This is a genomic window from Chromobacterium vaccinii, assembly GCF_000971335.1.
Lineage (GTDB): Bacteria > Pseudomonadota > Gammaproteobacteria > Burkholderiales > Chromobacteriaceae > Chromobacterium > Chromobacterium vaccinii.
This window is the reverse complement of sequence record NZ_JZJL01000004.1, coordinates 106,773-131,206: the sequence shown is the minus strand read 5'-3', so window position 1 is coordinate 131,206 and position 24,434 is coordinate 106,773. Positions and strand designations below refer to the sequence as shown.

21 protein-coding genes and 1 tRNA gene are annotated in these 24,434 nt (G+C 66.0%); 20 read left to right on the top strand and 2 right to left on the bottom strand.

Annotation, left to right across the window (positions count from 1 at the left end):
* The first annotated feature begins 237 nt into the window (after window positions 1-237).
* The 5 genes from VL52_RS03410 to VL52_RS03390 all read left to right on the top strand — a co-directional run bounded on the left by VL52_RS03410 (window position 238) and on the right by VL52_RS03390 (window position 7,535).
* Complete coding sequence (locus VL52_RS03410) at window positions 238-2,223, top strand: methyl-accepting chemotaxis protein (protein ID WP_046155710.1); 1,986 nt, start codon at window positions 238-240, stop codon at window positions 2,221-2,223.
* Between the two features lie 7 nt (window positions 2,224-2,230).
* The gene (locus tag VL52_RS23090) at window positions 2,231-4,078 is read left to right on the top strand and encodes a methyl-accepting chemotaxis protein (protein ID WP_052729085.1); all 1,848 of its coding nucleotides are present in this window, start codon (window positions 2,231-2,233) and stop codon (window positions 4,076-4,078) included.
* Window positions 4,079-4,147: 69 nt separating this feature from the next.
* Entirely contained in the window at window positions 4,148-5,047 is a 900-nt protein-coding gene (locus tag VL52_RS03400; protein WP_235429186.1) for a transporter substrate-binding domain-containing protein, read from the top strand.
* Between the two features lie 208 nt (window positions 5,048-5,255).
* Window positions 5,256-5,329: transfer RNA gene (locus VL52_RS03395), tRNA-Gly, on the top strand.
* A 55-nt stretch (window positions 5,330-5,384) separates the two neighbouring features.
* Window positions 5,385-7,535 carry an AsmA family protein gene (locus VL52_RS03390; protein ID WP_046155708.1) on the top strand — a complete coding sequence of 717 codons (2,151 nt, stop codon included), beginning with the start codon at window positions 5,385-5,387 and terminating at the stop codon, window positions 7,533-7,535.
* Between the two features lie 84 nt (window positions 7,536-7,619).
* Here the strand turns inward: VL52_RS03390 and VL52_RS03385 are convergent, their stop codons facing one another.
* On the bottom strand, window positions 7,620-9,590 hold the full coding sequence (locus VL52_RS03385) for a cation:proton antiporter (protein ID WP_046155707.1): 1,971 nt from the start codon (window positions 9,588-9,590) through the stop codon (window positions 7,620-7,622).
* A 111-nt stretch (window positions 9,591-9,701) separates the two neighbouring features.
* Between VL52_RS03385 and VL52_RS03380 the strand changes: the two genes are divergently transcribed.
* The 15 genes from VL52_RS03380 to VL52_RS03310 all read left to right on the top strand — a co-directional run bounded on the left by VL52_RS03380 (window position 9,702) and on the right by VL52_RS03310 (window position 23,612).
* Complete coding sequence (locus VL52_RS03380; RefSeq protein ID WP_046155706.1) at window positions 9,702-10,679, top strand: KpsF/GutQ family sugar-phosphate isomerase; 978 nt, start codon at window positions 9,702-9,704, stop codon at window positions 10,677-10,679.
* A gap of 46 nt (window positions 10,680-10,725) precedes the next feature.
* Window positions 10,726-11,250 (top strand): KdsC family phosphatase, encoded by a 525-nt coding sequence (locus VL52_RS03375; RefSeq protein WP_046155705.1) that lies wholly within the window; start codon window positions 10,726-10,728, stop codon window positions 11,248-11,250.
* Window positions 11,247-11,816 carry an LPS export ABC transporter periplasmic protein LptC gene (gene lptC, locus VL52_RS03370; RefSeq protein ID WP_046155704.1) on the top strand — a complete coding sequence of 190 codons (570 nt, stop codon included), beginning with the start codon at window positions 11,247-11,249 and terminating at the stop codon, window positions 11,814-11,816. The genes VL52_RS03375 and lptC overlap by 4 nt, the downstream gene beginning before the upstream one ends.
* Window positions 11,806-12,363, top strand: coding sequence for a lipopolysaccharide transport periplasmic protein LptA (lptA, locus tag VL52_RS03365; protein ID WP_046155703.1), 558 nt, complete (start codon window positions 11,806-11,808; stop codon window positions 12,361-12,363). Before lptC ends, lptA begins: the two co-directional genes overlap by 11 nt.
* Window positions 12,360-13,088 (top strand): LPS export ABC transporter ATP-binding protein, encoded by a 729-nt coding sequence (gene lptB, locus VL52_RS03360; RefSeq protein ID WP_046155702.1) that lies wholly within the window; start codon window positions 12,360-12,362, stop codon window positions 13,086-13,088. Before lptA ends, lptB begins: the two co-directional genes overlap by 4 nt.
* A 3-nt stretch (window positions 13,089-13,091) precedes the next feature.
* On the top strand, window positions 13,092-14,492 hold the full coding sequence (locus VL52_RS03355) for an RNA polymerase factor sigma-54 (protein ID WP_046155701.1): 1,401 nt from the start codon (window positions 13,092-13,094) through the stop codon (window positions 14,490-14,492).
* Between the two features lie 67 nt (window positions 14,493-14,559).
* A complete protein-coding gene (gene hpf / locus VL52_RS03350; RefSeq protein ID WP_046155700.1) occupies window positions 14,560-14,892 on the top strand; it encodes a ribosome hibernation-promoting factor, HPF/YfiA family in 333 nt (110 codons plus the stop codon).
* Between the two features lie 124 nt (window positions 14,893-15,016).
* A complete protein-coding gene (gene ptsN / locus VL52_RS03345) occupies window positions 15,017-15,478 on the top strand; it encodes a PTS IIA-like nitrogen regulatory protein PtsN (protein WP_046155699.1) in 462 nt (153 codons plus the stop codon).
* Window positions 15,471-16,427: an HPr(Ser) kinase/phosphatase gene (gene hprK, locus VL52_RS03340; protein ID WP_021476575.1), complete on the top strand. Its 957-nt coding sequence runs from the start codon at window positions 15,471-15,473 to the stop codon at window positions 16,425-16,427. The genes ptsN and hprK overlap by 8 nt, the downstream gene beginning before the upstream one ends.
* Window positions 16,408-17,250, top strand: coding sequence for an RNase adapter RapZ (gene rapZ, locus VL52_RS03335; RefSeq protein ID WP_046155698.1), 843 nt, complete (start codon window positions 16,408-16,410; stop codon window positions 17,248-17,250). The genes hprK and rapZ overlap by 20 nt, the downstream gene beginning before the upstream one ends.
* 54 nt (window positions 17,251-17,304) lie before the next feature.
* A complete protein-coding gene (locus tag VL52_RS03330; RefSeq protein ID WP_046155697.1) occupies window positions 17,305-17,910 on the top strand; it encodes a flavin prenyltransferase UbiX in 606 nt (201 codons plus the stop codon).
* A gap of 2 nt (window positions 17,911-17,912) precedes the next feature.
* Window positions 17,913-19,382 carry an NAD(P)H-hydrate dehydratase gene (locus VL52_RS03325; protein WP_046155696.1) on the top strand — a complete coding sequence of 490 codons (1,470 nt, stop codon included), beginning with the start codon at window positions 17,913-17,915 and terminating at the stop codon, window positions 19,380-19,382.
* Between the two features lie 68 nt (window positions 19,383-19,450).
* The gene (locus tag VL52_RS03320; protein ID WP_046155695.1) at window positions 19,451-20,374 is read left to right on the top strand and encodes a DMT family transporter; all 924 of its coding nucleotides are present in this window, start codon (window positions 19,451-19,453) and stop codon (window positions 20,372-20,374) included.
* Between the two features lie 137 nt (window positions 20,375-20,511).
* Window positions 20,512-22,023 carry a sensor histidine kinase gene (locus tag VL52_RS03315; protein WP_144408693.1) on the top strand — a complete coding sequence of 504 codons (1,512 nt, stop codon included), beginning with the start codon at window positions 20,512-20,514 and terminating at the stop codon, window positions 22,021-22,023.
* Window positions 22,020-23,612, top strand: coding sequence for a DUF3369 domain-containing protein (locus VL52_RS03310; RefSeq protein ID WP_046155693.1), 1,593 nt, complete (start codon window positions 22,020-22,022; stop codon window positions 23,610-23,612). Before VL52_RS03315 ends, VL52_RS03310 begins: the two co-directional genes overlap by 4 nt.
* A 66-nt stretch (window positions 23,613-23,678) precedes the next feature.
* On the opposite strand, the gene trhA is transcribed toward VL52_RS03310, so the two are convergent.
* Window positions 23,679-24,296, bottom strand: coding sequence for a PAQR family membrane homeostasis protein TrhA (gene trhA, locus VL52_RS03305; protein ID WP_021475102.1), 618 nt, complete (start codon window positions 24,294-24,296; stop codon window positions 23,679-23,681).
* Window positions 24,297-24,434 lie beyond the last annotated feature (138 nt).

The window sequence follows — 24,434 nt, the reverse complement described above, 5'->3', positions numbered from 1 at the left end:
GCCCGGCTTTGCCGGACACACCCCCGCCAAAGCCAGGGGGCGAGCGACAAGGCCAACCGATAGCAACATATTGAAGCCGAAACGGCGCGCGCGCCTCGGCCCCCCGCCGGCTTCGCGGCAAACGGCCTCATCCGATCCCCATCTCCAGCGAGCCTCCTCGGCGACTTTGCCTATAGTGAAATCCGATGCCCACATTCAAGGCATTCGGATCCCACCATCCCCAAAAGGGAGAAGCGCATGCTGTCCAGGCTATCGATCGCCAGCAAGCTGCTATTGCTGCTGCTGCCTTTTTCCCTGGCCTTGGTAGGCCTCGCCGGCATCCTGTCGCTGGACCGCCTGCAAACCCTGAACGAGTTGCAACGTTCGGACCGGCTGATCGCCATCGCCGGCGACTCCAGCCAGCTGATACACGACCTCCAGACCGAGCGCGGCCTCAGCAACGGCTTCCTCAGCGGGCAGGCCGCCGCGCTGCCTCCGCCATTGCAGGCGGCGCGCGCCAACGGCGACAAGTCGCTGGCCGGCTTCGCCTCCGCCAGCGGCGAGCTGGGCGACAGCCGGCTGAAAGAGACGCTGGGCGCGCTGAACAGCCAACTGCAAGGCTTGGCCCAGTTGCGCGCGGATGTCGAAAAGCGCGGCATCGCCGCCCCGGACGCCTTCGCGGCCTATTCCAAGGACATCGACGGCTTGATCGGACTGATCGCCCGGCTGGCGCAAGCCAACAATGACGGCGACCTGCTGCGCAGCACCATGGCCCTGCTCAATCTGCAATGCGAGAAGGAGTTCGCGGGACGGGAGCGCGGCTATGTCAACGGCCTGCTGCAGACCGGCGTGCTCAACCAGCAAAGCCACGCGCAGGCCGCCAGCCTGATCGCCAAGCAAGACGCCTGCGCCAGCCAGTTCAAGCTGATCGCCGACGATGCCCTCCGCAGCCAGAAGGAGGCGCTGGACGGCGGCGACGAAACCCGCGCCGTGCAGGCGCTGCGCGCCAAAGTGATGAGCCAGCCCCTGGGCCAGCCGGTGGGCGTGGCGCCGGCCGCGTGGTTCCAGGCCACCACCAGGCGCATCGACGCGCTGAAGGGCGGACAAGACCAGCTGCTGCGGCAGATGGCGCAGATGGTGGCCGTCAAGGTGGCGCAGGCGCGCTCGGACCTGGCGCTGACGCTGGGCGGGTCCGCGCTGGTCATCCTGCTGCTGGGCGGCCTGGGTTTCGCCATCTACCGCGGCATCCACATGCCGGTGCAGCGGCTGGAAGTGCTGATGACGTCGATGAGCCAGGATTTCGACCTGCGCCCGCGGGCGACGATCCGCGGCCATGACGAAATCGCCCGCATGGGGCAGGCATTCGACCACCTGGTGGACGCTTTCGCGCACACGCTGAACGAAGTCAACCGCAACGCCCATACCCTGGTGGACGCCGCCAACAGCATGCTGGACATCGCGGAGCGGGCGGCCAAGGCCTCGGAGACGCAAAGCCAGTCGGCGACCGAAATCGCCGCCGCCGTCGAGCAGATGTCCGCCGGCATCGAGTCGGTCACCAACAACACCCAGCAATCGCTGACCCTGGCCCAGCAGATGCAGCGCAGCGTCCACGACGGCCGCGAACGCATGGGCGACACCACCTCGGCCATGCACCAGACCTCGTCGGTGCTCGGCGACGCCGGCAACCGCATCGAATCGCTGCAGCGAAAGTCCGAAGACATCCGCTCCATCATCACCGCCATCCGCGAGATCGCGGACCAGACCAATCTGCTGGCGTTGAACGCCGCCATCGAGGCGGCGCGCGCCGGCGAGATGGGCCGCGGCTTCGCGGTAGTGGCGGACGAGGTGAGGAAACTGGCCGAGCGCACCGGCAAGGAAACCCTGGACATCACCGCGCTGATCGAAGACATCCGCGGCGAAACGCAGACCGCCGCCCATCACATGCAGGAGGCGCAGGACAGGATGGAGTCCGGACTGCAGCTGGTCAGCCGCACCGTCGACGACCTGGAGCAAATACATGCCGAAGCCGGCCACGCCGCCAACAAGAGCCAGGACACCGCCACCGCGATGGCCGAACAGACCTCGGCCAGCAACGAGGTGGCCACCAATATCAGCGTGATCGCCTCGCTGGCCGAGGACAACGCCTCGCTGGTGCAGGAAGTGGCCAAGCTGTCAGACCGGCTGAACGCCTCCGCCGGAGAACTGGTCCGGCTAGTGGACCGCTTCAAGCATCTCGCGGAATGACCCAGCCATGCCCTATCGTTTGAAATTAGTCCATCGGCTGGTGCTGCTCACCGCGCCGCTGGCCCTGCTGCTGCTGGCGGGCGGCGCCGCCTACACCATGGATCGGCGGCATGCCGCGGACCAGTTGCAACAGGACGTGAAGCTGGCCGACAACGCGGCGCTGATCGGGGAATTGATACACGCGCTGCAAAGCGAGCGCGGCCTCAGCAACGGCTATCTGAACGCCTCCGCGCCGATGCCGGACGCGCTGCGCCAGCGCCGCGCGGAAGCCTCCGCGCTGCTGGACAGGTTGCGCCGGCAGCCGGGCGATGGCCTGAAGCCCCGGCTGCGCGCCTTCATCGACGATAGCGTGCCCGCCGCGGACCGGCTTGAGCGCCTGCGCGCGAGCGTCAATATCCACCGCATCGCGCCGCTGGAGATGTTCGCCGCTTATTCGGCGATGATAGAGCAGCTGTCGGGCGTGGTCGCGCTGTTCGACGCGCAAAGCGAGGACATCCGGGCCAGCGTGCAGCAATGGTCGGCGCTGCAGTGCCAAAGCGAATACACCGGCCGGACCCGGGGCCTGGTCAACGGCGTGCTGTCCTCGCGCCGGATGACGGTGGCCGACGTCCGCCGGGTCAGCGGGGTGGTATCGCAGGAGGCCTTGTGCGAACAGCTGTATCTGCAGCATGGCGGCAATCCCTCCACCCTGGCCCAGGCCTTGCAATCCACCCGCGACTTCGAAGCCATGCGCGACGCGCTACTGGAGCGCGAGCCCGGCGCGGTGGAGCAGCGGCTTTCCCCTGCCGCCTGGTTCCAGGCCGCCAGCGCGCGGCTCGACGCCTTGTATGGCTTGCAGCGGCGACTGCTGGACGACATCCGCCAGCGCGCGTCCGATCAGGCCGAACACGCCCGCCGCCAGGGCTGGCTGGCGTTGGCCGGCTTGCTGGCCTTACTGCTGCCGATAGGCGCGTCCATCCTGCTGGCCCGCGACGTCATCCGCACGCTGGGCGCGGAACCGGACGACGTCGCGCAGGGCATGCGCGAACTGGCCGACGGCAGGCTGGCCTTCACCCTGCCGCTGGCCAAACACGATACCCGCAGTCTCGCCGCCCACATCCGCAAGATGGGCGAGAAGCTGTCCGCCGTGATTTTGCAAGTGCAGACCGACGCCGACGCGGTGGCCAACGCCTCGCTGCAGCTGAACACCGCCTCGCAAAGCCTGTCCGCCAGCGCCTGCGGCACCTCGGCCAGCATCGAGCAGACCTGCGAGACGGTGAACGACATCAGCCGCCAGATGTTCGACATGGCCGACCAGGCCAGCCATACCGGCGACATCGCCAACGAAGCCGCCAACCAGGCCGACGCCGGCAACCGCGTGGTCGGCGAGGCGATACAGGCGATGCGCCGCATCGCCCAGCGCACCGACATCATCGACGACATCGCCTACCAGACCAATCTGCTGGCGCTCAACGCCGCCATCGAGGCCGCGCGCGCCGGCGAGGTGGGCAAAGGCTTCGCCGTGGTGGCCGACGAAGTGCGCAAGCTGGCGATACGCAGCCAGGATGCCGCAAAGGAAATCGGCCAGGTGGCCGCCCGCAGCGTGCAACTGGCGGAAAGCGCCGGCGCCAGCCTGGACGCCATCGTCGCCTCCAGCCGCGAAACCCGGGAGTTGGTGGAAGGCATCTCCCGGGACGCGTCAGCCCAGGCCCGCCAGGTCGGCAACATCACCTCGGTGATGCAAGGCCTGAGCCATCTGTCCCAGGACAACGCCGCCACCAGCGAAGAGCTGTCGGCTGCCGCGCACGAGACGGCACAGCGCGCCGACAGCCTGCGCCGGCAAATGGAGTATTTCCAGCAGCCGACACGGAACTGAACCCCGAACGGCCTCTAACGATATGCCAGCCCCCTCACCGCGATGAAGCCGCCCCCGACCGACCACTCGATGAAACGCCGAACGCGCCCCGCCGCCCCGAGCCGCCGGCGGCTGGCTGCCTTGCTATGCGCGGCATGGACGACGACGACGATGGCGGCGGGAGAGCCTGCGCTCATCCGCTATCCGGCCTTTCCACAGGGATCCGAGACCCGCTTCCAACCCTACCTCGACTTGCTGCGCGAAGCCATCGAACACTCCAACGCCAAATACGGCCCCGCCGCGCTCCAGCCCTCCTCCCGGATCATGAACGAGTCCCGCTACCTGCAGGAGTTGCAGCAGGGCAATCTCGACGTGGTCTGGAGCTCCGCCACCGAAGAGCGCGAGCGGCAGATGCTGGCCGTGCGCATCCCGCTGGACAAGGGCTTGCTCAGCTATCGGATCGCGCTGATCCCGGCCGACCGCCAGGCTGCCGTAGCCGGCGTGCGCGACCTGGCAGGCCTGCGCCGGCTGCGCGTCGGCCAGGGGCTGGGCTGGGGAGACATCCCGCTCTACCGCTACAACGGCATCAAGGTGACCGAAGCCGGCTACGAACTGCTGTTCTCCATGCTGGACAAGAAGCGCTTCGACCTGTTTCCGCGCGGCATCGGCGAGATCTTTTCCGAATTCGACAGCCGTTCGCCAAGCTACCCCGGCCTGGCCGTGGACAAGACCCTGCTGCTCTACTACCCGTGGCCGTATTACTTTTTCTTCAACCGAGAACGCGGAGCCGAACTGGCGAAGCGCGTGGAGGAAGGCATGCGCCGGATGCTGAAGGACGGCTCCTACGACAGATTTTTCCTGCAGCATTACGGCGCGGCGATACGGCGCGCCGAGCTGGACAACCGGACGCTGATCCAGCTGGAAAATCCGATGCTGCCGAAAGACACCCCCCTGGACGACGCCAGGCTGTGGTACCGGCCAGGCCGCTGACAACGAGGGTCGCGCCCCGGCCGCGGCCGCTTTGCCTCCCCTCCCGCGCGGAGCCAGCCCCGACCCCACGCGAACCCTTTCGCATCAATCACTTAGGAAAACAAAGCGCGCCGCCTTGGCGAAATCGAACCCGAACGGTGATTTTGCTGCGCCGCAAAATCTTGCCAATCCTGGCGAAACCCGCTAAATTCGTCGGCTCTAGAAGCGCGCGGGTGTAGCTCAATGGTAGAGCAGAAGCTTCCCAAGCTTACGACGAGGGTTCGATTCCCTTCACCCGCTCCACAGGCTTCCCGCACCTCCCAGACAACTCCATGCATGGCCTCTCCGAGCGATCCCGATGAAATTGAACTCCGGCCGGCTGTGGCTAAGAATCGCGACCTACGGCACCCTGGCCGTGGTCCTGCTGCTGGTATTGATCCGCGCGCTGATCTACTGGCAATTCGACGAAGCTGCCGTGCGCGGCAGCCTGACCCATGCCCTGCAAGACACCGGGCGCAGCGTCCGCATCGACGGCCGCATCACGCCCCAGGTTTTCCCCTACCCCGGCATTGAAATAGAAAAACTCAGCATCAGCGAGCCCGGCAAGCCCGACGCCTTCGCGCGCGTGGAAATGCTGCGCGTGTCGCTGGCCTGGCTGCCGCTGCTGCTGGGCAACCGCGAAGTCAAGGCGCTGGATCTGTACGGCCCCAGCGCCGGCGTCAGCCGCGGCCTGGACGGGCAACTGAACATCGCAGACCTGTTCCAGCGCCGCCGCCAGGACAGCTACATCCTCAAGCTGGACCGGCTGACCATGCGCGAAGGCACGCTGCTGCTGTCCGACCAGCTCACCCACACCGACAAGCGGCTAGCCAGCATCAGCCTGGACGCCGACAACCTGCGCGGCACCGCCGACGTCAGCTTCGGCGCCATTCTGGACGACGACAAGCGTCCGGTGCGCCTGGCGCTGACCACCCCGCTGGCGATACAGGACGACCAGGTCAGCCTGCCCGAGCTGGAAGCGGTGGCGATCAGCACCATTCCGGGCCTGGGCGAAACCAAATTGACCGTCGCCGGCCAGTACAAGCTCAACTTCGCGTCGCTGCAAGCCACCGGCAGCGACGTCACCGTCAGCTTCACCAGCGAGCGTCCCAGCAGCGAGGTCAAGCTGACCCTGCCGCAGATCAACGCCAGCCTGCGCGAGCTGACCATGCCGTCCGGCACGCTCAGCGCCAAGCTCAGCTACGCCCGCAGCCAGTACCAGCTGCAGGCGGCGCTGGACAATCTGAAGCTGAGCGAGAGCGGCCTCTACGCCGACAAGCTGGACGGCGAGTTCAACTGGCTGGCCGGCTCCAGCAAGGTCAACGTCAAGCTGAACGCGCCGCTGTCGCTGGCCGGCATGAACCAGCTGCTGATGCAGCCGCTGAAGCTGACCAGCACTATCACCACGCCGGCGCTGCCGCGCGGCCGCCTGGTGGCCAGCATGGAAGGCGCGCTGGACGGCGACATCGACGAGCCGCGCTTCAATCTGCGCGTCGCCGGCAAGCTGGACGGCTCCGACGTGTCGGCCACGCTGAGCCAGTACGGCCTGATCAAGCCGCGCCACGAAGCGATGCTGTCCATCGGCAAGCTGGACCTGAACCGCTACCTGCCCGAAACCCAGGGCGATCCGGTGGCCATTTTCCAGAACACCAATGAAATCCCGCTGGACTGGCTGGACTTCTTCGACCTGAACGGCAAGGTGGCGATAGGCGAGCTGGCGATGGGCCGCTTCCGCATCAACCACATCACCAGCAATGTGCGCATCAATCCGCGCGCGCTGGAGCTGGACCAGATGTCCGCCGACATCTACGACGGCCGCCTGCAGGGCGACGCTTCGCTGAGCCGGCGCGACGTGCCGCATCTGCAAGTGAAGCAAACGCTGCAGGGCATGAAGATCCGCCCGCTGCTGGCGGACCTGTTCAACTTCAACCGCCTGGACGGCAAGGGCAACGGCAAGATCGACATCAACGCCGACGGCAAGTCCTTCGCCGAGCTGCGCAACACGCTCAACGGCGACGCTTCCTTCAGTCTGAACAACGGCGCGCTGACCGGCATCGACCTGGTGGCCGCGCTGAAAAACCTGCCGGCCGAGCTCAAAGAGTGGAACGCCGCCGCGCAAAACGACCAGAAGACGACCTTCTCCACCCTGTCCACCAGCTTCAAGCTGGACAGCGGCGTAGCGCGCAGCCAGGACCTGAAGCTGGCCTCGCAGCTGGTCAACGTCAACGGCGGCGGCAAGGTGGACCTGAAGCAGAGCATCGTCGACTATACGATGGACGTGCAGGCCAATCCGCAGGAGTTCGTCCGGCTGAAAGGCGTCAACGTGCCGCTGAAGATCACCGGCCCGCTCAACTCGCCGGTGTACGCGCTGGACTTCAACGCACTGGTCAAGGGCAAGAAGACCGAGGGCGAAAAGCAGCAAGCGCTGAAACAGCAGTTGCAGAAGCAGATCACCACCATCCTGCCCTGAGCCCCAGGCTCAAACGAAAAGCCCCGGTTTCCCGGGGCTTTTCGTTGCCGGCGCGCCTCTCGCGCAATCACCGCCCTGCCGCGCTCAATCGCCCTGCAGTATCCGGGACTCCGCCAGCGCCAGCTGTTCCGGCGTGCCCAGCAGCACCATCACGTCGTCCGGGGAGATTTCGAAACTGTCGTCGAAATCGGTGCGGCGCACGCGATTGCGGCGGATCGCCTTCAGCTCCACGCCCAGGCCGGCCAGGCCCAGCGCGCCCAGCGGCTGGCCGATGGCCGCCGCGCCGCCGCACACCTGCACGCTCAGCAAACGGGGCACCAGCGACTCCTCCAGGCTCTCCGTCTCGTCGCTGCTGCCGCGGAAGAAGCCCCGGAACAGGTCGTAGCGCTCCTCCCGCACCGCGCGGATGCGCCGCAGCACGCGGCTGGGCGGCACGCCCGCCTCCAGCAGCGCCTGCGAGGCCAGCATCAGGCTACCCTCCATCACCTCCGCCACCACCTCGTCGGCGCCGGCCTGGCGCAGCACGTCCATCTCGCTGTCGTCTATCGTGCGCACGATCACCGGCAGCTCCGGCCTCACTTCACGCACCGCATGCAGGATGCGCAGCGCGGCGTGGGTGTCGGCGAAGGTCACCACCACCACCTTGGCCCGCATCAGGCCGGCGGCAAGCAGCACCTCCTTCTTGCCGGCGTCGCCGAACACCACCGGATCGCCGGCCTCCCCCGCCTCGCGCACCCGCTCCGGATCCATGTCCAGCGCGAAGGTATTGATCTTCTCGGCCTCCAGCAGCCGGGCCAGCGCCTGGCCGCTGCGGCCGTAGCCGCAGATCAGCACGTGGTCGTCCTTGCCCATGCTGGCCACCAGCATCTGGTGCAGATCCAGCGACTGCAGCATCCAGTCCTGCTTGATCAACCGGCGGGTGATGCGCTCGCCGTGCATGATCAGGAAAGGCGCCGCCAGCATCGAGATCAGGATGGCGGCGATGGCCGCCTGGGCCATGGGCGCGGCCACCAGGTTCAGGCTCAGCGCCAGCGACAGCAGCACGAAGCCGAACTCGCCGCCCTGCGCCAGCGCCAGCGCCGAGCGCATCGCGTCGTTGGAGCGGTGGCCGAACAGCCGCCCCAGGCCGAACACCACCGCCAGTTTCAGCGGCAGCAGCAAGGCCAACAGCAACAGCACATCGCCGAAGCGGCCGAACAATACCGACAGCTCCAGCTTCATGCCCACGGTGATGAAGAAAAAGCCCAGCAGGATGTCGCGGAAAGGCTTGATGTCCTCTTCCACCTGGTAGCGGTATTCGGTTTCGGAGATCAGCATGCCGGCGACGAAGGCGCCCAGCGCCAGGCTGAGGCCGGAGAGCTCGGTCATCCAGGCGATGCCCAGCGTCACCAGCAGCACATTGATCATGAACAGCTCGCCGGAACGCTGGCGCGCCACCAGGTGGAACCACGGCCGCACCAGGCGCTGGCCGAAGAACAGCAGCAGCGCCAGCACCACCAGCACCTTGCCGCCCGCCTTGGCCAGGTCCAGCCACAGCGTGTCGCTGCCGCCGGCGAAGGCAGGCAGCATGATCAGCAGCGGCACCACGGCGATGTCCTGGAACAGCAGCACGCCTATCGCCAGTTGGCCATGCGGATGGTTCAGCTCCAACCTTTCCGCCAGCAGCTTGCTGACGATGGCGGTGGACGACATCGCCAATGCGCCGCCGATGGCGAAACCTGTCAGCGGGCTGCCGGTCAGATAGGCGATGGCCATCGCCACCAGCAGCATGGTGAGCGCCACCTGGGCGAATCCCACCCCGAACACCAGTTGCCGCATCGCCCTCAGCCTGGGCAGGGAGAACTCCAGGCCGATGCTGAACATCATGAATACGATGCCGATTTCGCCGAGAAAGGCGGTTTCCTTGCCTTGCGGGATCAGGTTCATCACACCCGGGCCGGTCAGGAAGCCCACCACCAGATAGCCGAGCATGGCCGGCACCTTCAGGCTTCGGCACAAGGTGACTACCAGCACGGCGGCCAACAGGACAAGGACGATGGGGGCCATGGAATGCATCGGCGATCGGGACTCCAGGGAAAAGATTGGCAACGGAAAACACGACCGCCAAGCAAAACTTGCACCAGCACCCGCGTCAATCGATTATAACCTTTGATATACTTTTGCCTTATGGAAAAAAATCACACCAGCCGGCTGGAAACGGCGCGCGAAGTGCTGCATGAAGAAGCGGCCGCGCTGAACACTCTGGCCGAACGCCTGAACGGCGACTTCCTGGAGGCTGTGGAGATCATCCTGTCCTGCGAGGGCCGCGTGATCGTCACCGGCATGGGCAAGTCCGGCCACGTGGGGCGCAAGATCGCCGCCACGCTGGCCAGCACCGGCACGCCGGCCTTCTTCGTGCACCCGGCCGAGGCCGCCCACGGCGACCTGGGCATGATCACCGGCGACGACGTGGTGATCGCGCTGTCCAACTCCGGCGAGTCGGCCGAAGTGGTGTCGCTGCTGCCGGCGCTGAAGCTGAAGGGCGGCAAGCTGATCGCGGTGACCGGCCGGTCCGAGTCCACGCTGTCCCAGGCCGCGGACATCCTGCTGCACACGCATGTCGAGCGCGAAGCGTGTCCGCTGAACCTGGCCCCGACCACCAGCACTACCGCGCAGATGGCGCTGGGCGACGCGCTGGCCGTCACGCTGATGGGGGCGCGCGGCTTCGGCCAGAGCGATTTCGCGCTGTCCCACCCGGGCGGCAGCCTGGGCCGGCGCCTGCTGGTGCATGTAAAGGACTTGATGCACGCTGGCGGCGATCTGCCGCGGGTGGCGCCGGGCACGCTGCTGAAGGACGCGCTGCTGGAAATGTCGCAGAAGCGGCTGGGCATGGTCGCGGTAGGCGACGCCGACGGCACGCTCCACGGCATCTACACCGACGGCGACCTGCGCCGCACGCTGGAAAAAGGCGTGGACGTCTACAGTCTGAAGATAGACGAAGTGATGGGCCGCAAGCCGCGGTCCATCCAGCCGGACAAGCTGGCGGCCGAAGCCGGCTTCCTGATGAAACAACACCAGATCACCAGCCTGGTGGTCGTCGACGCCCAGGGCAAGCTGGCCGGCGTGCTGCACATGCACGACCTGCTGCGCGCCGGCGTGTTTTAAAACCAGCCGGCCAGTCCCAGCGACTGGCGGCGGCAAGGATCAAGCAATGCGTATGATTTCCGAGCAGGCCCGCAAGGTGAAACTGCTGATCATGGATGTGGACGGCGTGATGACCGACGGCCGCATCTACTACGACGCCCGCGGCGAAGAGAGCAAGTCGTTCTACGTGCAGGACGGCCTCGGCCTGCGCCTGCTGCAAGGCACCGGCGTGCAGCTGGCCATCATTTCCGGCCGCGCCGACCGCTGCGTCGAGCACCGCGCCCAGGCGCTGAAGATCGATCACTACTACGGCGGCGTCCACGACAAGAAAGTCGCGCTGGCCGAGCTGCTGGACAAGACCGGCCTGTCCGCCGAGCAATGCGCGTTCATCGGCGACGATCTGATCGACCTGCCCATCCTGACCCGGGTCGGCCTGGCGGTCGCGGTGCCCGAGGCCCCGCCGCAGGTGCGCCAGCATTGCCATTACGTGACCGGCAACCCCGGCGGCCATGGCGCGGTGCGCGAGCTGGCCGAGCTGATCATGCAGGCCCAGGGCACGTTCGAAGGCGTGCTCGCCCGGTATCTGGCATGATCAAGCTGCTGCGCTCCCATCGCCTGTTCCCGGTGCTGCTGATCGGACTGACCGCGCTGCTGACGATATGGCTGGACCAGATTTCGCGCTGGGACAGCCACCGCCGCGAACTCGATCCGGACAAGCCCGAGTACGTTGCGGAAAACATGATCGCCACCCGCTACGACAAGCAAGGCAAGCTGATGGACCGGCTGATCGCCACCCGCATGTGGCAGTATCCGGGCAAGCCCGACGCCTATTTCGAGAACCCCGACCTGTACCAGTACCAGCAGGGCGTGCTGCAATACCATGTGACCGGCGAGACCGGCCGCTACAACAACAAGAGCCAGCAGGCCTACTTCGACAAGAAAGTCGTTTTGATCAAACCCGCAGACAGCAAGCAGCCCGAAACCCGGCTGGTCAGCAGCGCGATGTTCGTCGATACCGGCAAGCGCTTCGCCAGCTCCAAGGCGCCGTCGGTGATCTACCAAGGCAACTCGGTCGCCAACTCCATCGGCTTCAGCTATCTGGAGTCGCAGGGCCTGCTCAATCTGTATTCCAAGACCAAGATCGTCTATGCCAAATAACTCCCGCATCCTGCTGGCCGGCTTGCTGCTGGCCGCCTCCGCGCTGGCTCACTCCGAACAGGCAGACAAAACCAAGCCCATCGAAATCACCAGCGACAACGGCTGCACCATGGAGCAGACCAAGGGCGTCTCCACTTGCACCGGCAACGTGGTGGTGATCCAGGGCACGCTGCGCCTGAACGCCGACAAGGTGGTAGCCACCCAGGACCCGCAAGGCAACCAGACGCTGCAGGCTACCGGCCGCATCGTCACCTTCCGCCAGAAGCTGGACAACAACAGCGGCTGGATCGAAGGCCAATCCAGCAAGCTGGACTACGACAGCGCCAAGCACTTCGCGGTGCTGACCGGCAACGCCCGCGTCAAGCGCAACGGCGACCTCGTGATCGGCAACGTGATCACCTACGACACCCAGAGCGAGGTCTACCAGGTGATAGGCGGCGGCGCCAACGCCGGCAAGGGCGGGCGCACCACCGTGATCCTGCAGCCGAAGAACACCGCGTCGCAACCGGCGGCCGCCAAACCCGCCGCCGGAGCCGCCGCGCAATGAAGCACAGCATCCTCACCGTCACCAATCTGAAAAAGCGCTTCAAGAAGCGCACCGTGGTCAAGGACGTGTCGCTCAGCATCGAGAGCGGCGAAGTCGTCGGCCTGCTCGGCCCCAACGGCGCCGGCAAGACCACCAGTTTCTACATGATCGTCGGCCTGATCGGCGCCGACGACGGCGACATTCGCCTGGACGACGCGTCCATCACTCACTACCCGATCCACCAGCGCGCCCAGCTCGGCCTCGGCTACCTGCCGCAGGAAGCGTCCATCTTCCGCCGCATGACGGTGGAAGAGAACATCGCCGCCATCCTGGAAATCTCCGGCCTCAAGGGCAAGGAGCTGGAAAAGGAGCTGGACCTGCTGCTGGACGACCTCAACATCGGCCACCTGCGCGACAGCAACGCGCTGTCGCTGTCCGGCGGCGAGCGCCGCCGGGTGGAGATCGCCCGCGTGCTGGCCACCCGTCCGCGCTTCATCCTGCTGGACGAACCTTTCGCCGGCGTGGATCCGATCGCGGTGATCGACATCCAGAAGATCATCTCCTTCCTGAAGGAGCGCGGCATCGGCGTGCTGATCACCGACCACAACGTGCGCGAGACGCTGCGCATCTGCGACCGCGCCTACATCATCAGCGACGGCTCGGTGCTGGCCTCCGGCGAGCCGGAAGAACTGGTCAACAACGAGAGAGTGCGCGAGGTCTACCTCGGCGAGCACTTCCATCTGTAAACGATGAAACAGGCCCTTCAGCTCAAGGTATCCCAGCAACTGACGCTGACGCCGCAGCTGCAGCAATCGATCAAGCTGCTGCAACTGTCCACACTGGACCTGCAGACGGAGGTGGAGCGCTTCCTGCTGGACAATCCGCTGCTGGAGCGCGGCGACGAGCCCCGCGACGGCGAAGCCGCTCCCGACAGCGCGGAACAGCAGGAAAGCCCGGCCGAGGCCCAGGACGCCGACAGCCGCGACGACGGCGCCGGCGAACTGCTGGACTGGGGTGCCGGCAGCCGCAAGGGGGACGACAATGACTTCGACCCCATGCTCAACGTGCCCTGCCCGGTCAGTCTGCGCGAGCACCTGCTGACGCAACTGGGCGAAATCGCCCTCTCCGACCGCGACCGCGCGGTGATGCGCCTGCTGATAGAGGAACTGGACGACGACGGCTACCTGCCGCTGCAGCTGGACGAGCTGGCCGGCAACCTGCCGCTGGAACTGGAGCTGGAAGTCGACGAGCTGGCGGTGGGCCTCAGGCTGCTGCAGCAGTTCGACCCCGCCGGCGTGGGCGCGCGCTCGCTGGCCGAATCGCTGACGCTGCAGTTGCAGCGCCTGCCCGGCGTCGAGCCTGAGCACGCGCTGGCGCTGGCCATCGTCCGCGAGCACCTGGCCCTGCTCGGCAGCCGCGACTACGCCCGGCTGAAAAAGCTGCTGCGCTGCGACGACGCGGCGCTGCGCGGCGCGCAGGCGCTGATCGCCCGCCTCAACCCGCACCCGGCCACCGGCTTCGGCCACGGCGAAACCCATTACGTGATTCCCGACATCAGCGTGCGCAAGCTGCGCGGCCGCTGGGCGGCCGAGCTCAACCGCGCGGCGATGCCCCGCCTGCGCGTCAACCGGCTGTACGAGCGCATGCTGGCCGACCAGCGCGCCGGCGGCGAAATGTCGGGCCGGCTGCAGGAGGCCCGCTGGCTGGTCAAGAACATCCAGCAACGGTTTGACACCATACTCAAAGTGGCGGAAGCTATCGTTGAGCGCCAGCAATCGTTCTTTGAGCACGGCGAAGTGGCGATGCGCCCGCTGATCCTGCGGGACATCGCGGAAGAACTGGGCCTGCACGAATCCACCGTTTCCCGATCCACCAGCCAGAAATACCTGCTTTGTTCGCGGGGCTTGTTCGAGCTCAAGTATTTCTTCGGCAGTTCGCTGGAAACTGAAAGCGGCGGAGAGTGCTCCGCCACCGCGATCAAGGCCCACATCCGCGGCATGATAGACGCCGAGGACCGCGCGAAGCCGCTGTCCGACAGCGCCATCGCCGACGCGCTGGCCAAGCAGGGAATACAGGTTGCCAGACGCACCGTAGCCAAGTATCGTGAAGCCATGCAGATTCCGGCGGTGAATCTGCGCAAGGCGCTGTAGGGCGCCTCAAGAATACAATGCCGCCCGGCAACCCGACCGGGTGGTCAACACCAGAAGGAGCTAGGGTATGAACCTCAAAGTAACTGGCCTGCACCTGGAAGTCACCCCGTCGCTGCGCGAATACATCGAGAACAAGCTGGAGCGCATTACCCGCCATGTCGACCATGTGATCGACATCTCCGTCACCCTGTCGGTGGACAAGCTGGTCCAGAAGGCTGAAGTCAATGTGCACCTGTCCGGCAAGGACATCCACATCGAAGCTTCCGAGGCCGACCTCTACGCCGCCATCGACGTACTGATGGATAAGCTGGACCGCCAAGTCCTGAAGTACAAGGAAAAGCTGACCGAGCACCGCGCGACGGGCTCGGGCGAAGCGTCTCAGACCCAGGCCTCGCTGTAAGGCCTGACTGAAGACAACGGGAGCCTGACGGTTCCCGTTTTTCTTTGCGCTTGCCGGTTTTCAGTACTATCAAGGCAACGTAGAATTCACAGTTTCACCCCAAGAGCCGCATGCATACTCCAACATGACTCTCATCGGCAAGATCCTGACCCCGGACCATATCCTGCTGGATCTGGACGTCGCCAGCAAGAAGCGGGTGTTCGAACAAGTGGGACTGCTCGTGGAAAACACCCGCGGCATCGCCCGCAGCGAGGTTTTCGACAGCCTGTTCAGCCGTGAAAAACTGGGTTCCACCGGACTCGGCCAGGGCGTGGCCATTCCCCATGGCCGCGCGCGCGGCCTCAAGGAAGCCACCGGCGTGTTCATCCGCCTGAAGGCGCCCATTCCCTTCGACGCGCCGGACGGCAAGCCGGTGCAATGCCTGTTCGTGCTGCTGGTCCCCGAGCACGCCACCGACCTGCACCTCCAGGTGCTGTCGGAGCTGGCGCAGCTGTTCTCCAGCCGCCAGATGCGCGAGCAGATGCTTGGCGCCGGCGCGCGCGACGACCTGTACAAGCTGCTTTGCGAATGGACGCCCCATGCCTAGCATCACCGTGCGCCGGCTGTATCAGGAAAACCAGCAGAAGCTGAATCTGACTTGGGTCGCCGGCACCGGCGGCTCCGACAACGTGATCGGCAACGACGACCAGCGGCCGACGCTGGCCCTGGTCGGCCACCTGAACTTCATCCACCCCAACCGGGTGCAGGTGCTGGGCCTCGCCGAGGTCGACTACCTTAACAAGCTGGAGCAGTCGGCGGCCAAGACCGCGCTGGACCAGCTGTTCCACAAGAGCATGTCGGTGGTGATGGTCACCAACAACCAGCCAGTGCCCCGGCTGCTGCGCGACTACTGCCACAGCCACAACGTGCCCCTGATGTGCAGCACGCTGGAAAGCCCGTACCTGATGGACGTGCTGCGGATATACCTGGCGCGCGCGCTGGCGGTGTCCACCGTGCTGCACGGCGTGTTCCTCGACGTGTTCGAGATCGGCGTGCTGATCATGGGCGACTCCGCGATGGGCAAGAGCGAGCTGGCGCTGGAGTTGATCTCCCGCGGCCACGGCATGGTGGCCGACGACGCCGTCGAGCTATACCGCATCGGCCCGGACACGCTCGAAGGACGCTGCCCGCCGCTGCTGCGCGACTTCCTGGAAGTGCGCGGCCTCGGCATCCTCAACATCCGCACCATCTTCGGCGAGACCGCGGTCCGCCCCAAGAAGGTGCTGAAACTGATCATCCATCTGGTCAAGGCCAACGACCAGGCGATGCAGGCGCTGGACCGGCTGAACATCCAGTCGGAAACTCAGGACATCATCGGCGTCACCGTGCGCAAGGTGGTGCTGCCCGTGGCCGCCGGCCGCAACCTGGCGGTGCTGGTGGAGGCCGCCGTGCGCAACTACATCCTGCAGCTGCGCGGCATCGACAGCACCCGCGAATTCATCGAACGCCACACCAATTTCTTGCGAGACCAGGAAAATGCGCCTGATATTGATTAGCGGCCTGTCCGGTTCCGGCAAGTCGGTGGCGCTGCGCGCGCTGGAGGATTCCGGTTTCTACTGCGTGGACAATCTGCCGGCCACCATGCTGCCGGAAGCGATGGCGATGTACGCCGACTTCGGCTACAAGGACATCGCCATCAGCGTGGATACCCGCTCCGGCCCCACCCTGGGCGCGCTGCCCAAAGTGGTGGAATCCCTGAAGGCCCAAGGCATGGATGTTCGGCTGCTGTTCCTGGAAGCCAAGCCGGAAACGCTGGTCAAACGCTTCTCCGAAACCCGCCGCCGCCACCCCCTGTCCGACACCGGCATCACGGTGGAGGAAAGCATATTGCTGGAGCAGGAGATGCTGGCCGAGGTGCTGGAGCTGGGCACCCGCATCGACACCAGCGAACTGTCCGCCAACGCCCTCAGAAGCTGGGTGCGCGAACTGGTCGATGCCGACAGCAGCCAGCTGACGCTGATCTTCGAATCGTTCGGCTTCAAGCATGGCGTGCCGCAGGACGCCGATTTCGTCTTCGACGCCCGCTGCCTGCCCAATCCCTATTACGATCCGCAGCTGCGCCCGTTCACCGGCCGCGACCAACCCATCATCGACTTCTTCGCCGGCCATCAGGAAGTGGCCGAGATGATAGCCGACATCCAGGCGATGATCGCCAAGTGGCTGCCCTGCTACGGCAAGGAAAACCGCAGCTACCTGACGGTGGCCGTCGGCTGCACCGGCGGCCAGCACCGCTCGGTGTACATCATCGAGAATCTGGCGCGCTCCTTCCCCGACCGCCAGGTATTGGTCCGCCACCGCCAGTTGTACCGCGAACACTGACCATCGGCAGGGCCCGCCGCCCTGCCCGTCCAGCCCGGCTGGAGAAAGAAGCCGATGCCCCGCAAAACCGTCACCGTCGCCCTCACCGGCGCCTCGGGCCTGCCTTACGGCCTGCGCCTGATCGAGGCCCTGCTCGCCGCCGGCGCGCGGGTGTGGGTGCTGTATTCCCAAGCCGCCCAGGTGGTGGCCAAGCAGGAAATGCAACTGACCCTGCCCTCGCGTCCGGCCGAAATGAAAGCCTGGCTGCAGGCCCGCTATCCCGCCGGCGACGGCCAGTTGGAAGTCTACGGCCGCGAGGAATGGTTCGCGCCGGCGGCGTCCGGCTCCAATCCGCCGGACGCGATGGTGGTGTGCCCGTGTTCGATGGGCACGCTGGCGGCTATCCGCCACGGCATGAGCGACAACCTGATCGAACGCGCGGCCGACGTCTGCATCAAGGAGCAGCGCAAGCTGGTGCTGGTGCCGCGCGAGACGCCGCTGTCCGCCATCCACCTGGAAAACATGCTGGACCTGGCGCGCCTGGGGGTGGTGATCCTGCCCCCCGCCCCCGGCTTCTACACCCATCCCAAGAGCGTGGACGACATGGTGGACTTCGTCGTCTCCCGCATCCTCGATCAACTGGGCGTCGAACAAACCTTGACGCCGCGCTGGGGAGCATGAACATGGACGGCGGCCCGATCCTGAGCCTGGAAGCGCTGCGCCGGCTGGAACAGGCCGCCGCCGGCCATGGACTGAACCTGATGCGCCGCGCCGCGCTTGCCGCCGCGGACTGGGTCACCCGCCACAGCCCCCCGGCCTCGCCGCTGCTGGTCTGCGCCGGCCCCGGCAACAACGGCGGCGACGCGCTGCACGCGGCGCTGGCGCTGCGCAAGCGCGGCCATCCGCTGACCATCCTGCAGCCCATCGCTCCGGCCAGCGACGAATGCCGCGCCGCGCGCCGGCAGGCGGAAAAAGCAGGCCTCTCCATCCTGGCTGAATTGCCCGGCGGCGCGCCGCCTCCGGCGCTGCTGATAGACGGCCTGTTCGGCATCGGCCTGTCCCGTCCGCTGGGTCCCGCCTGGCAAGACCTGATAAATCGGCTGAACCGCCTGGATTGCGCCAAGTTGGCGCTGGACTGCCCCAGCGGGCTTGACGCCTATACCGGGCAGCCGCAAGGCGCGGCCATCCGCGCCGACCACACCCTGACCTTCCTCTGCCACAAGCCGGGGTTGTTCGGCGGGCCAGGCGCCGACTTTGCCGGCCAGGTGGAGCTGGCTATGCTGGACTGCCCCGCCGGCCTGTATCCGGAAGCCGAAGGCGAGCTCAACCGCCCGCCGGTCGCGGCGCTCGCCCGCAACCGGGACAGCCACAAGGGCAGCTACGGCTCCGTATCCGTCATCGGCGGCGCGCCCGGCATGCTGGGCGCGGCGCTGCTCGCCGGCCGCAGCGCGCTGGCCGGCGGCGCCGGCAAAGTCTATCTGTGTCCGCTGGACGACCGGCTGCCGGTCGACCCAGCCGCGCCGGAACTGATGGTGCGCCCGGCGGACGAAGCCGCGGACCTGCCCGTCGCCGACGTGCTGGCCGTCGGCCCAGGCCTGGGCCGGCAGGAGCTGGCCGAGCGGCTGCTGGAGCAGGCCATCGCCCGCGCCGTTCCCCTGGTGCTGGACGCCGACGCGCTCAATCTGCTGGCGGTCCGCCGCGATCTGGCCGCCCTCGTCGCCGAGCGCAGGGCGCCTACCGTGCTGACGCCCCACCCCGCCGAAGCCGCCCGGCTGCTGCGGCTGGGCGGCGCCCAAGAGATCCAGGCCGATCGCGTGCCCCATGCCCGCCGGCTGGCCGCCGGCCTGAACAGCGTTGTCGTCCTGAAAGGCGCCGGCAGCCTGATCGCAAGGCCTGATGGCTACTACCGCGTCAATGACAGCGGCGGACCGGAACTGGCCGTCGCCGGACAGGGCGATGTATTGACCGGCCTCATCGCCGCGCTGCTGGCCCAGGGCCTGGACGCTTTCGACGCCGCCTCGCTGGCGGTCCGGCTGCACGGGCTGGCCGGCGACGACTACCGCGCCGAAAACGGCGGCCCGATCGGCCTCGCCGCCTCCGCGACCATGCCACGCCTCAGCCGCGCGCTCAACCGCCTGCTGGCCGGGATCTGAAGCGCTTTGCCGATGACGACGGTTTGTGGTTAACATCGACCGGCAAGCCACCACACCGGAGAGCCGTCTTGTCGTCCGCCCATAATCAGAAAAAAGCCTACGCCTTCGGTCTCGGCGCCGTGCTGGCCTGGTCCACTGTCGCCAGCGCCTTCAAGCTCAGCCTGCAGCACCTCAGCCCGATGCAACTGGTGCTGTACGCCAGCGCCGCCTCCCTGCTGTCGCTGCTCTCCATCCTGGCCTGGCAGCGCCGCCTGCCCGAACTGGCCGCCGCCTTCCGCCGCCACTGGAAAAGCTCGCTGCTGTTCGGCGCGGTCAATCCCTTCATCTACTATCTGGTGCTGTTCCAGGCCTACTCGCTGCTGCCGGCGCAGGAAGCGCAGGCGATCAACTACACCTGGGCGCTGACGATGACCCTGCTGGCTGTGCCGCTGCTGAAGCAGAAGCTGCGCGCCCAGGACGCCGCCGCCGCGCTGATCTGCTATCTGGGCGTGCTGGTGATCGGCACCCGGGGGCGCTTGCTGGAGCTGCACTTCTCCAACCAGCTGGGCGTGCTGCTGGCGCTCGTTTCGACGCTGCTATGGGCCGGCTACTGGATCTTCAACACCCGCGACGCGCGCGAGCCGGTGCTGGGCCTGACGCTGAATTTCGCCTGCAGCCTGCCGCTAAGCCTGGCCTGGTGCGCCTGGCATGGCCAACTGGCGCTCCCCGCCTGGCAAGGACTGGCCGGCGCCGCCTATGTCGGCGCGCTGGAAATGGGCTTCACCTTCGTGCTGTGGCTGTCGGCGATGAAGCTGACGCGCAGCACCGCCAGCATCGCCAACCTGATCTTCCTGGCACCGATGGCGTCGCTGCTGCTGATCCACCTGATCGTCGGCGAGGCTATCCTGCCGTCGACGCTGCTGGGCCTGGCGCTGATCCTGGGCGGCCTGCTCGCGCAAAAGTTGCCGCTGCGCCGCGCGCAAACGCAACCGCTGGCCGCGCCTCCATCCTGAGCCGCGGCCGCGCGCGGACCAGAAGCCGTTCTCGATCCGGCATGGCAATTCCTTCGCCCTCTGCCTACGATTCATTCTGAGGGCACGGGTAAACAGGCACCATGAAAAGTATCAAGACAAGGTTAATGTTATGGCTGATGGCATGGATCACCACCATTCTGGGGACGACTGGACTGTATTTCTACATCCATGACTACAATATTGACCAGAATGACTTCCAGACCCAGCGCGCCGCCGTGCAGTCGCGGCTTTCCCTGTCCCTGCCGCACGGCATCTGGCAGCTAGACGACGAAAACGTCCGCCTGGCGCTGGACAGCGAATTGAGCTGGCCCTCGGTTATCGCCATCAACGTCAAGGGGGAAAGCGGCCTCAACCTGGGCCGCACCCGCGACGCCAACGGCAGTCTCCGCGACATGCTGCCCAACGAGCAGCCCAAGGTCGACGACACCCTCAGCATTCCCATCATCTACCAGGGCAAGGAGCACCTGGGCACCGCCACCGTCTACCTGTCGCACGACGCGCTGCGCGCGCGCGAAGACCAGCACCTGATCACCATCGTCGCCCAGATCGTGCTGCTGGACGGCCTGATCTTCTTCATCATGTCGTTCAATCTGCAGCGCTTCATCTTCCAGCCGCTGGCCAAGCTGCAGCAGGCGCTGAACACCGCGATCCGCGCGCCGGACGCCAGCGGCGCCCAGATCACCCACCTGGCCGACGACGAGATCGGCGGCATCGTCAACGGCTTCAACCGCATCGTCGCCCGCACCGCCGCCGACCTGGTGAAACGGACCGCGGCCGAGGCGATCGCGCGCGAGGAAAAGGAAAAGGCGCAGCAGGCCTACAGCCAGCTGATGGCGACGCAGGAAACGCTGGTGGAAGCGGAAAAGATGGCGTCGCTGGGCAGCCTGGTGGCCGGCGTCGCCCACGAGATCAACACCCCGGTCGGCATCACGCTGACCGCCGCCTCGCACCTTGGCACCGCCACCTCGCACATCACCGGCAAGCTGGACAGCGGCAACATCAAGAAGAGCGACTTCCAGAGCTATCTCGAAACGGCGCAGGAATGCTGCGAGCTGATCCTGGCCAACTCCGAGCGCGCCGCCAACCTGATCCACAGCTTCAAGCAGGTGGCGGTGGACCAGACCAGCGAGGCCAGGCGCAGCTTCCACCTGCACGATTACCTGAACGAGGTGATCACCAGCCTGAAACCCCGCTTCAAGCACACCAAGGTCTCGATAGACATCCAGTGCGAAGAGGACATCCTGCTGGACAGCTACCCCGGCGCGCTGGCCCAGGTGCTGACCAATCTGGTGGTCAACGCGCTGATACACGGCTACGAAGGCGGCGAGATCGCCGGCGCCATCGTCATCGAGGCCCACCGCAACGCCGCCCAGCATGTATCGATGACCATCAGCGACAGCGGCCAGGGCATCTCGCAGGAAAACCTGAGCCGGGTATTCGAACCCTTCTTCACCACCCGCCGCGGCACCGGCGGCAGCGGCCTCGGCCTCAACATCGTCTACAACATCGTGCGGCAGCGACTGGGCGGCAACATCGAGGTTCACAGCGAGGTTGGACAGGGCACCCGATTCACGCTGGACATGCCTTGCATCGCCCCCACCGTCCAGCATAAGGAGAATGTGGCATGAGCCAACAAGCATCCCTTCCAGACGACGACAACTGGCTGCTGGACGACAACGACGGCGAGGAAACGCCCCGTCCGTCCGAAGTGCGCAAGCCCTGGAAAGTGCTGATCGTCGATGACGAAAAGGACGTGCACACCGCCACCCGCATCGCGCTGCGCGGCATCAGCTACAAGGAGCGCCCGCTGGAGCTGCTGAGCGCCTACAGCGGCGCCGAGGCCTTTCAGATGCTGCAGCAGCATCAGGACATCGCGCTGATCATGCTGGACGTGGTGATGGAAAGCGAGGACGCGGGCCTGAGGCTGGTGCACCGCATCCGCGAGGAGCTCGACAACGGCGTGGTGCGCATCGTGCTGCGCACCGGCCAGCCCGGACAGGCGCCGGAGCAGGAGGTCATCCTCAATTACGACATCAACGACTACAAGACCAAGACCGAACTCACCACCCAGAAGCTGTTCACCACCACCATCGCCTCGCTGCGCGCCTACGAAAACCTGGTGTCGCTGGAAAAGAACCGCCAGGGCCTGGCCAAGATCCTGGAGAGCGCGTCCGATCTGTACCAGCTGCACTCGCTGCGGGAGTTCGCATCCGGCGTGCTGCGCCAGATCAGCGCGCTGCTGGACATCGGCACCGACGGCATTCTGTGCGTGCGCAACGACAATATGGTCGGCCGGCCTGAACTGGAAATCCTGGCGGTGTCCGGCGCCTACGAATACCTGGCGGAATCCGGCGACCTGTCCAACGAGCCGCACCTGGAAGCGGTGTTCCAGCAGGTGTTCAAGGAAAAGCGCAGCATTTACCAGCATCCCTACGACGTGCTGTACATCTCCTCGCGCAACCGCCGCGAGTTCGCCGTCCACTTCATGCCGCAATGGCCGCTGGACGCCGTGGAGCGCGACTTGCTGGACGTGTTCTGCCAGCGCATCTCGGCCGCCTACGACAACCTCTACCTGTACAACCAGCTGCGCAGCGCCCAGGAAGCCACGGTGGTTGCGCTGGCCGATCTGGCGGAATTCCGCGACACCGACACCGGCGACCACGTGCTGCGGGTGCAAAAGCTGACCGACGCCATCGCCGAGGAAATGGCCGGCGACAACCATTACCCCGAGCTGATGACCCGGGAGTTCATGGACATGGTGGGCATGGCCAGCATCCTGCACGACATCGGCAAGGTGGCGACGCCTGACAATATCCTATTGAAACCCGGCAAGCTGGATCCTGACGAACGCGCCATCATGGAGCAGCACGCGACGATAGGCGCGCAGATCCTGGCCAAGTCCGCCCAATTGGTGGAGGGCGCCAGCTATCTGTCGCTGGGCTCGGAAATCGCCGGCGGCCACCACGAACACTTCGACGGCAACGGCTATCCCAGCAAACTCAAAGGCCAGGACATCCCGCTGTCCGCCCGCATCGTCGCGGTGGTGGACGTGTTCGACGCGCTGCTCAACAAGCGCCCCTACAAGGAGCCGTGGAGCATGGAGGACACGATGAAGTACATCAATGGCCGCGCCGGCACCCAGTTCGATCCGCATGTGGTCGCCGCGCTGAGCCGGCTGGTGGACGAAGACAGGCTGCCGGTGCAGTTCGGCGACTAGATCGGCTTGCCCAGCAAATGAAAACGGCAGCGCTCGGCTGCCGTTTTTCGTTCCCGCGAAATGCGCTCAGGCCACGTAGTTCAACACGCAAAGATACTGGCAGATGCTGCCGCCCAGCACGAACAAATGCCAGATGCCGTGGCCGTGGCGTATCTTCTCGTCGTTCAGGAACCAGTAGATGCCCGCGCTGTACAGCAGGCCGCCCAGCGCCAGCCAGAACAAGCCGCCGGGCTCCAGCGCCTCGATCAGCGGCTTGATCGCGATCAGCACCAGCCAACCCATCGCCACGTACAGGATCATGGACAGGATGCGGGTGCGCCGCCCCAGCGTCAGCTCCTGGATGATGCCGAACAGCGCCAGCCCCCAGCTGACGCCGAACAGGGTCCAGCCCCAGGCGCCGCGCAGCGTCACCAGCGCGAACGGCGTGTAGCTGCCGGCGATCAGCAGATAGATCGCCGAATGGTCGCACTTCTGCAGGATGGCCTTGGCCCGCCCCCTGAAGCTGTGGTACAGCGTCGAGATCAGGTACAGCGTCACCAGCGTGCCGCCGTACAAGCTGAAGCTGACGATTTTCCATGGATCGCGCTGCATGGCCGCCTCGACCACCAGCACCACCAGACCGGCTATCGCCAGCAGGGTGCCGGCAAGATGCGAATAGCCGTTGAAGCGTTCGCCGCGATACATAATTGTTTTTCCTCGAGGCCGGCATCCAGCCGGCGCTTGCTGCAGTTTGGAGCCTCATTCGCTCCTCGAGGTTCCATTGTCCCCCGTCCGACGATCCAAGACCAGCGGTTTGCTCAAACAAAAAGCGGGCCGAGGCCC

Coding starts and splice junctions, on each gene's coding strand:
- VL52_RS03410 (WP_046155710.1), top strand. CDS start 238: ATGCTGTCCAGGCTATCGATCGCCAGCAAGCTGCTATTGCTGCTGCTG.
- VL52_RS23090 (WP_052729085.1), top strand. CDS start 2,231: ATGCCCTATCGTTTGAAATTAGTCCATCGGCTGGTGCTGCTCACCGCG.
- VL52_RS03400 (WP_235429186.1), top strand. CDS start 4,148: ATGAAACGCCGAACGCGCCCCGCCGCCCCGAGCCGCCGGCGGCTGGCT.
- VL52_RS03390 (WP_046155708.1), top strand. CDS start 5,385: ATGAAATTGAACTCCGGCCGGCTGTGGCTAAGAATCGCGACCTACGGC.
- VL52_RS03385 (WP_046155707.1), bottom strand. CDS start 9,590: ATGCATTCCATGGCCCCCATCGTCCTTGTCCTGTTGGCCGCCGTGCTG.
- VL52_RS03380 (WP_046155706.1), top strand. CDS start 9,702: ATGGAAAAAAATCACACCAGCCGGCTGGAAACGGCGCGCGAAGTGCTG.
- VL52_RS03375 (WP_046155705.1), top strand. CDS start 10,726: ATGCGTATGATTTCCGAGCAGGCCCGCAAGGTGAAACTGCTGATCATG.
- lptC (WP_046155704.1), top strand. CDS start 11,247: ATGATCAAGCTGCTGCGCTCCCATCGCCTGTTCCCGGTGCTGCTGATC.
- lptA (WP_046155703.1), top strand. CDS start 11,806: ATGCCAAATAACTCCCGCATCCTGCTGGCCGGCTTGCTGCTGGCCGCC.
- lptB (WP_046155702.1), top strand. CDS start 12,360: ATGAAGCACAGCATCCTCACCGTCACCAATCTGAAAAAGCGCTTCAAG.
- VL52_RS03355 (WP_046155701.1), top strand. CDS start 13,092: ATGAAACAGGCCCTTCAGCTCAAGGTATCCCAGCAACTGACGCTGACG.
- hpf (WP_046155700.1), top strand. CDS start 14,560: ATGAACCTCAAAGTAACTGGCCTGCACCTGGAAGTCACCCCGTCGCTG.
- ptsN (WP_046155699.1), top strand. CDS start 15,017: ATGACTCTCATCGGCAAGATCCTGACCCCGGACCATATCCTGCTGGAT.
- hprK (WP_021476575.1), top strand. CDS start 15,471: ATGCCTAGCATCACCGTGCGCCGGCTGTATCAGGAAAACCAGCAGAAG.
- rapZ (WP_046155698.1), top strand. CDS start 16,408: ATGCGCCTGATATTGATTAGCGGCCTGTCCGGTTCCGGCAAGTCGGTG.
- VL52_RS03330 (WP_046155697.1), top strand. CDS start 17,305: ATGCCCCGCAAAACCGTCACCGTCGCCCTCACCGGCGCCTCGGGCCTG.
- VL52_RS03325 (WP_046155696.1), top strand. CDS start 17,913: ATGGACGGCGGCCCGATCCTGAGCCTGGAAGCGCTGCGCCGGCTGGAA.
- VL52_RS03315 (WP_144408693.1), top strand. CDS start 20,512: ATGGCATGGATCACCACCATTCTGGGGACGACTGGACTGTATTTCTAC.
- VL52_RS03310 (WP_046155693.1), top strand. CDS start 22,020: ATGAGCCAACAAGCATCCCTTCCAGACGACGACAACTGGCTGCTGGAC.
- trhA (WP_021475102.1), bottom strand. CDS start 24,296: ATGTATCGCGGCGAACGCTTCAACGGCTATTCGCATCTTGCCGGCACC.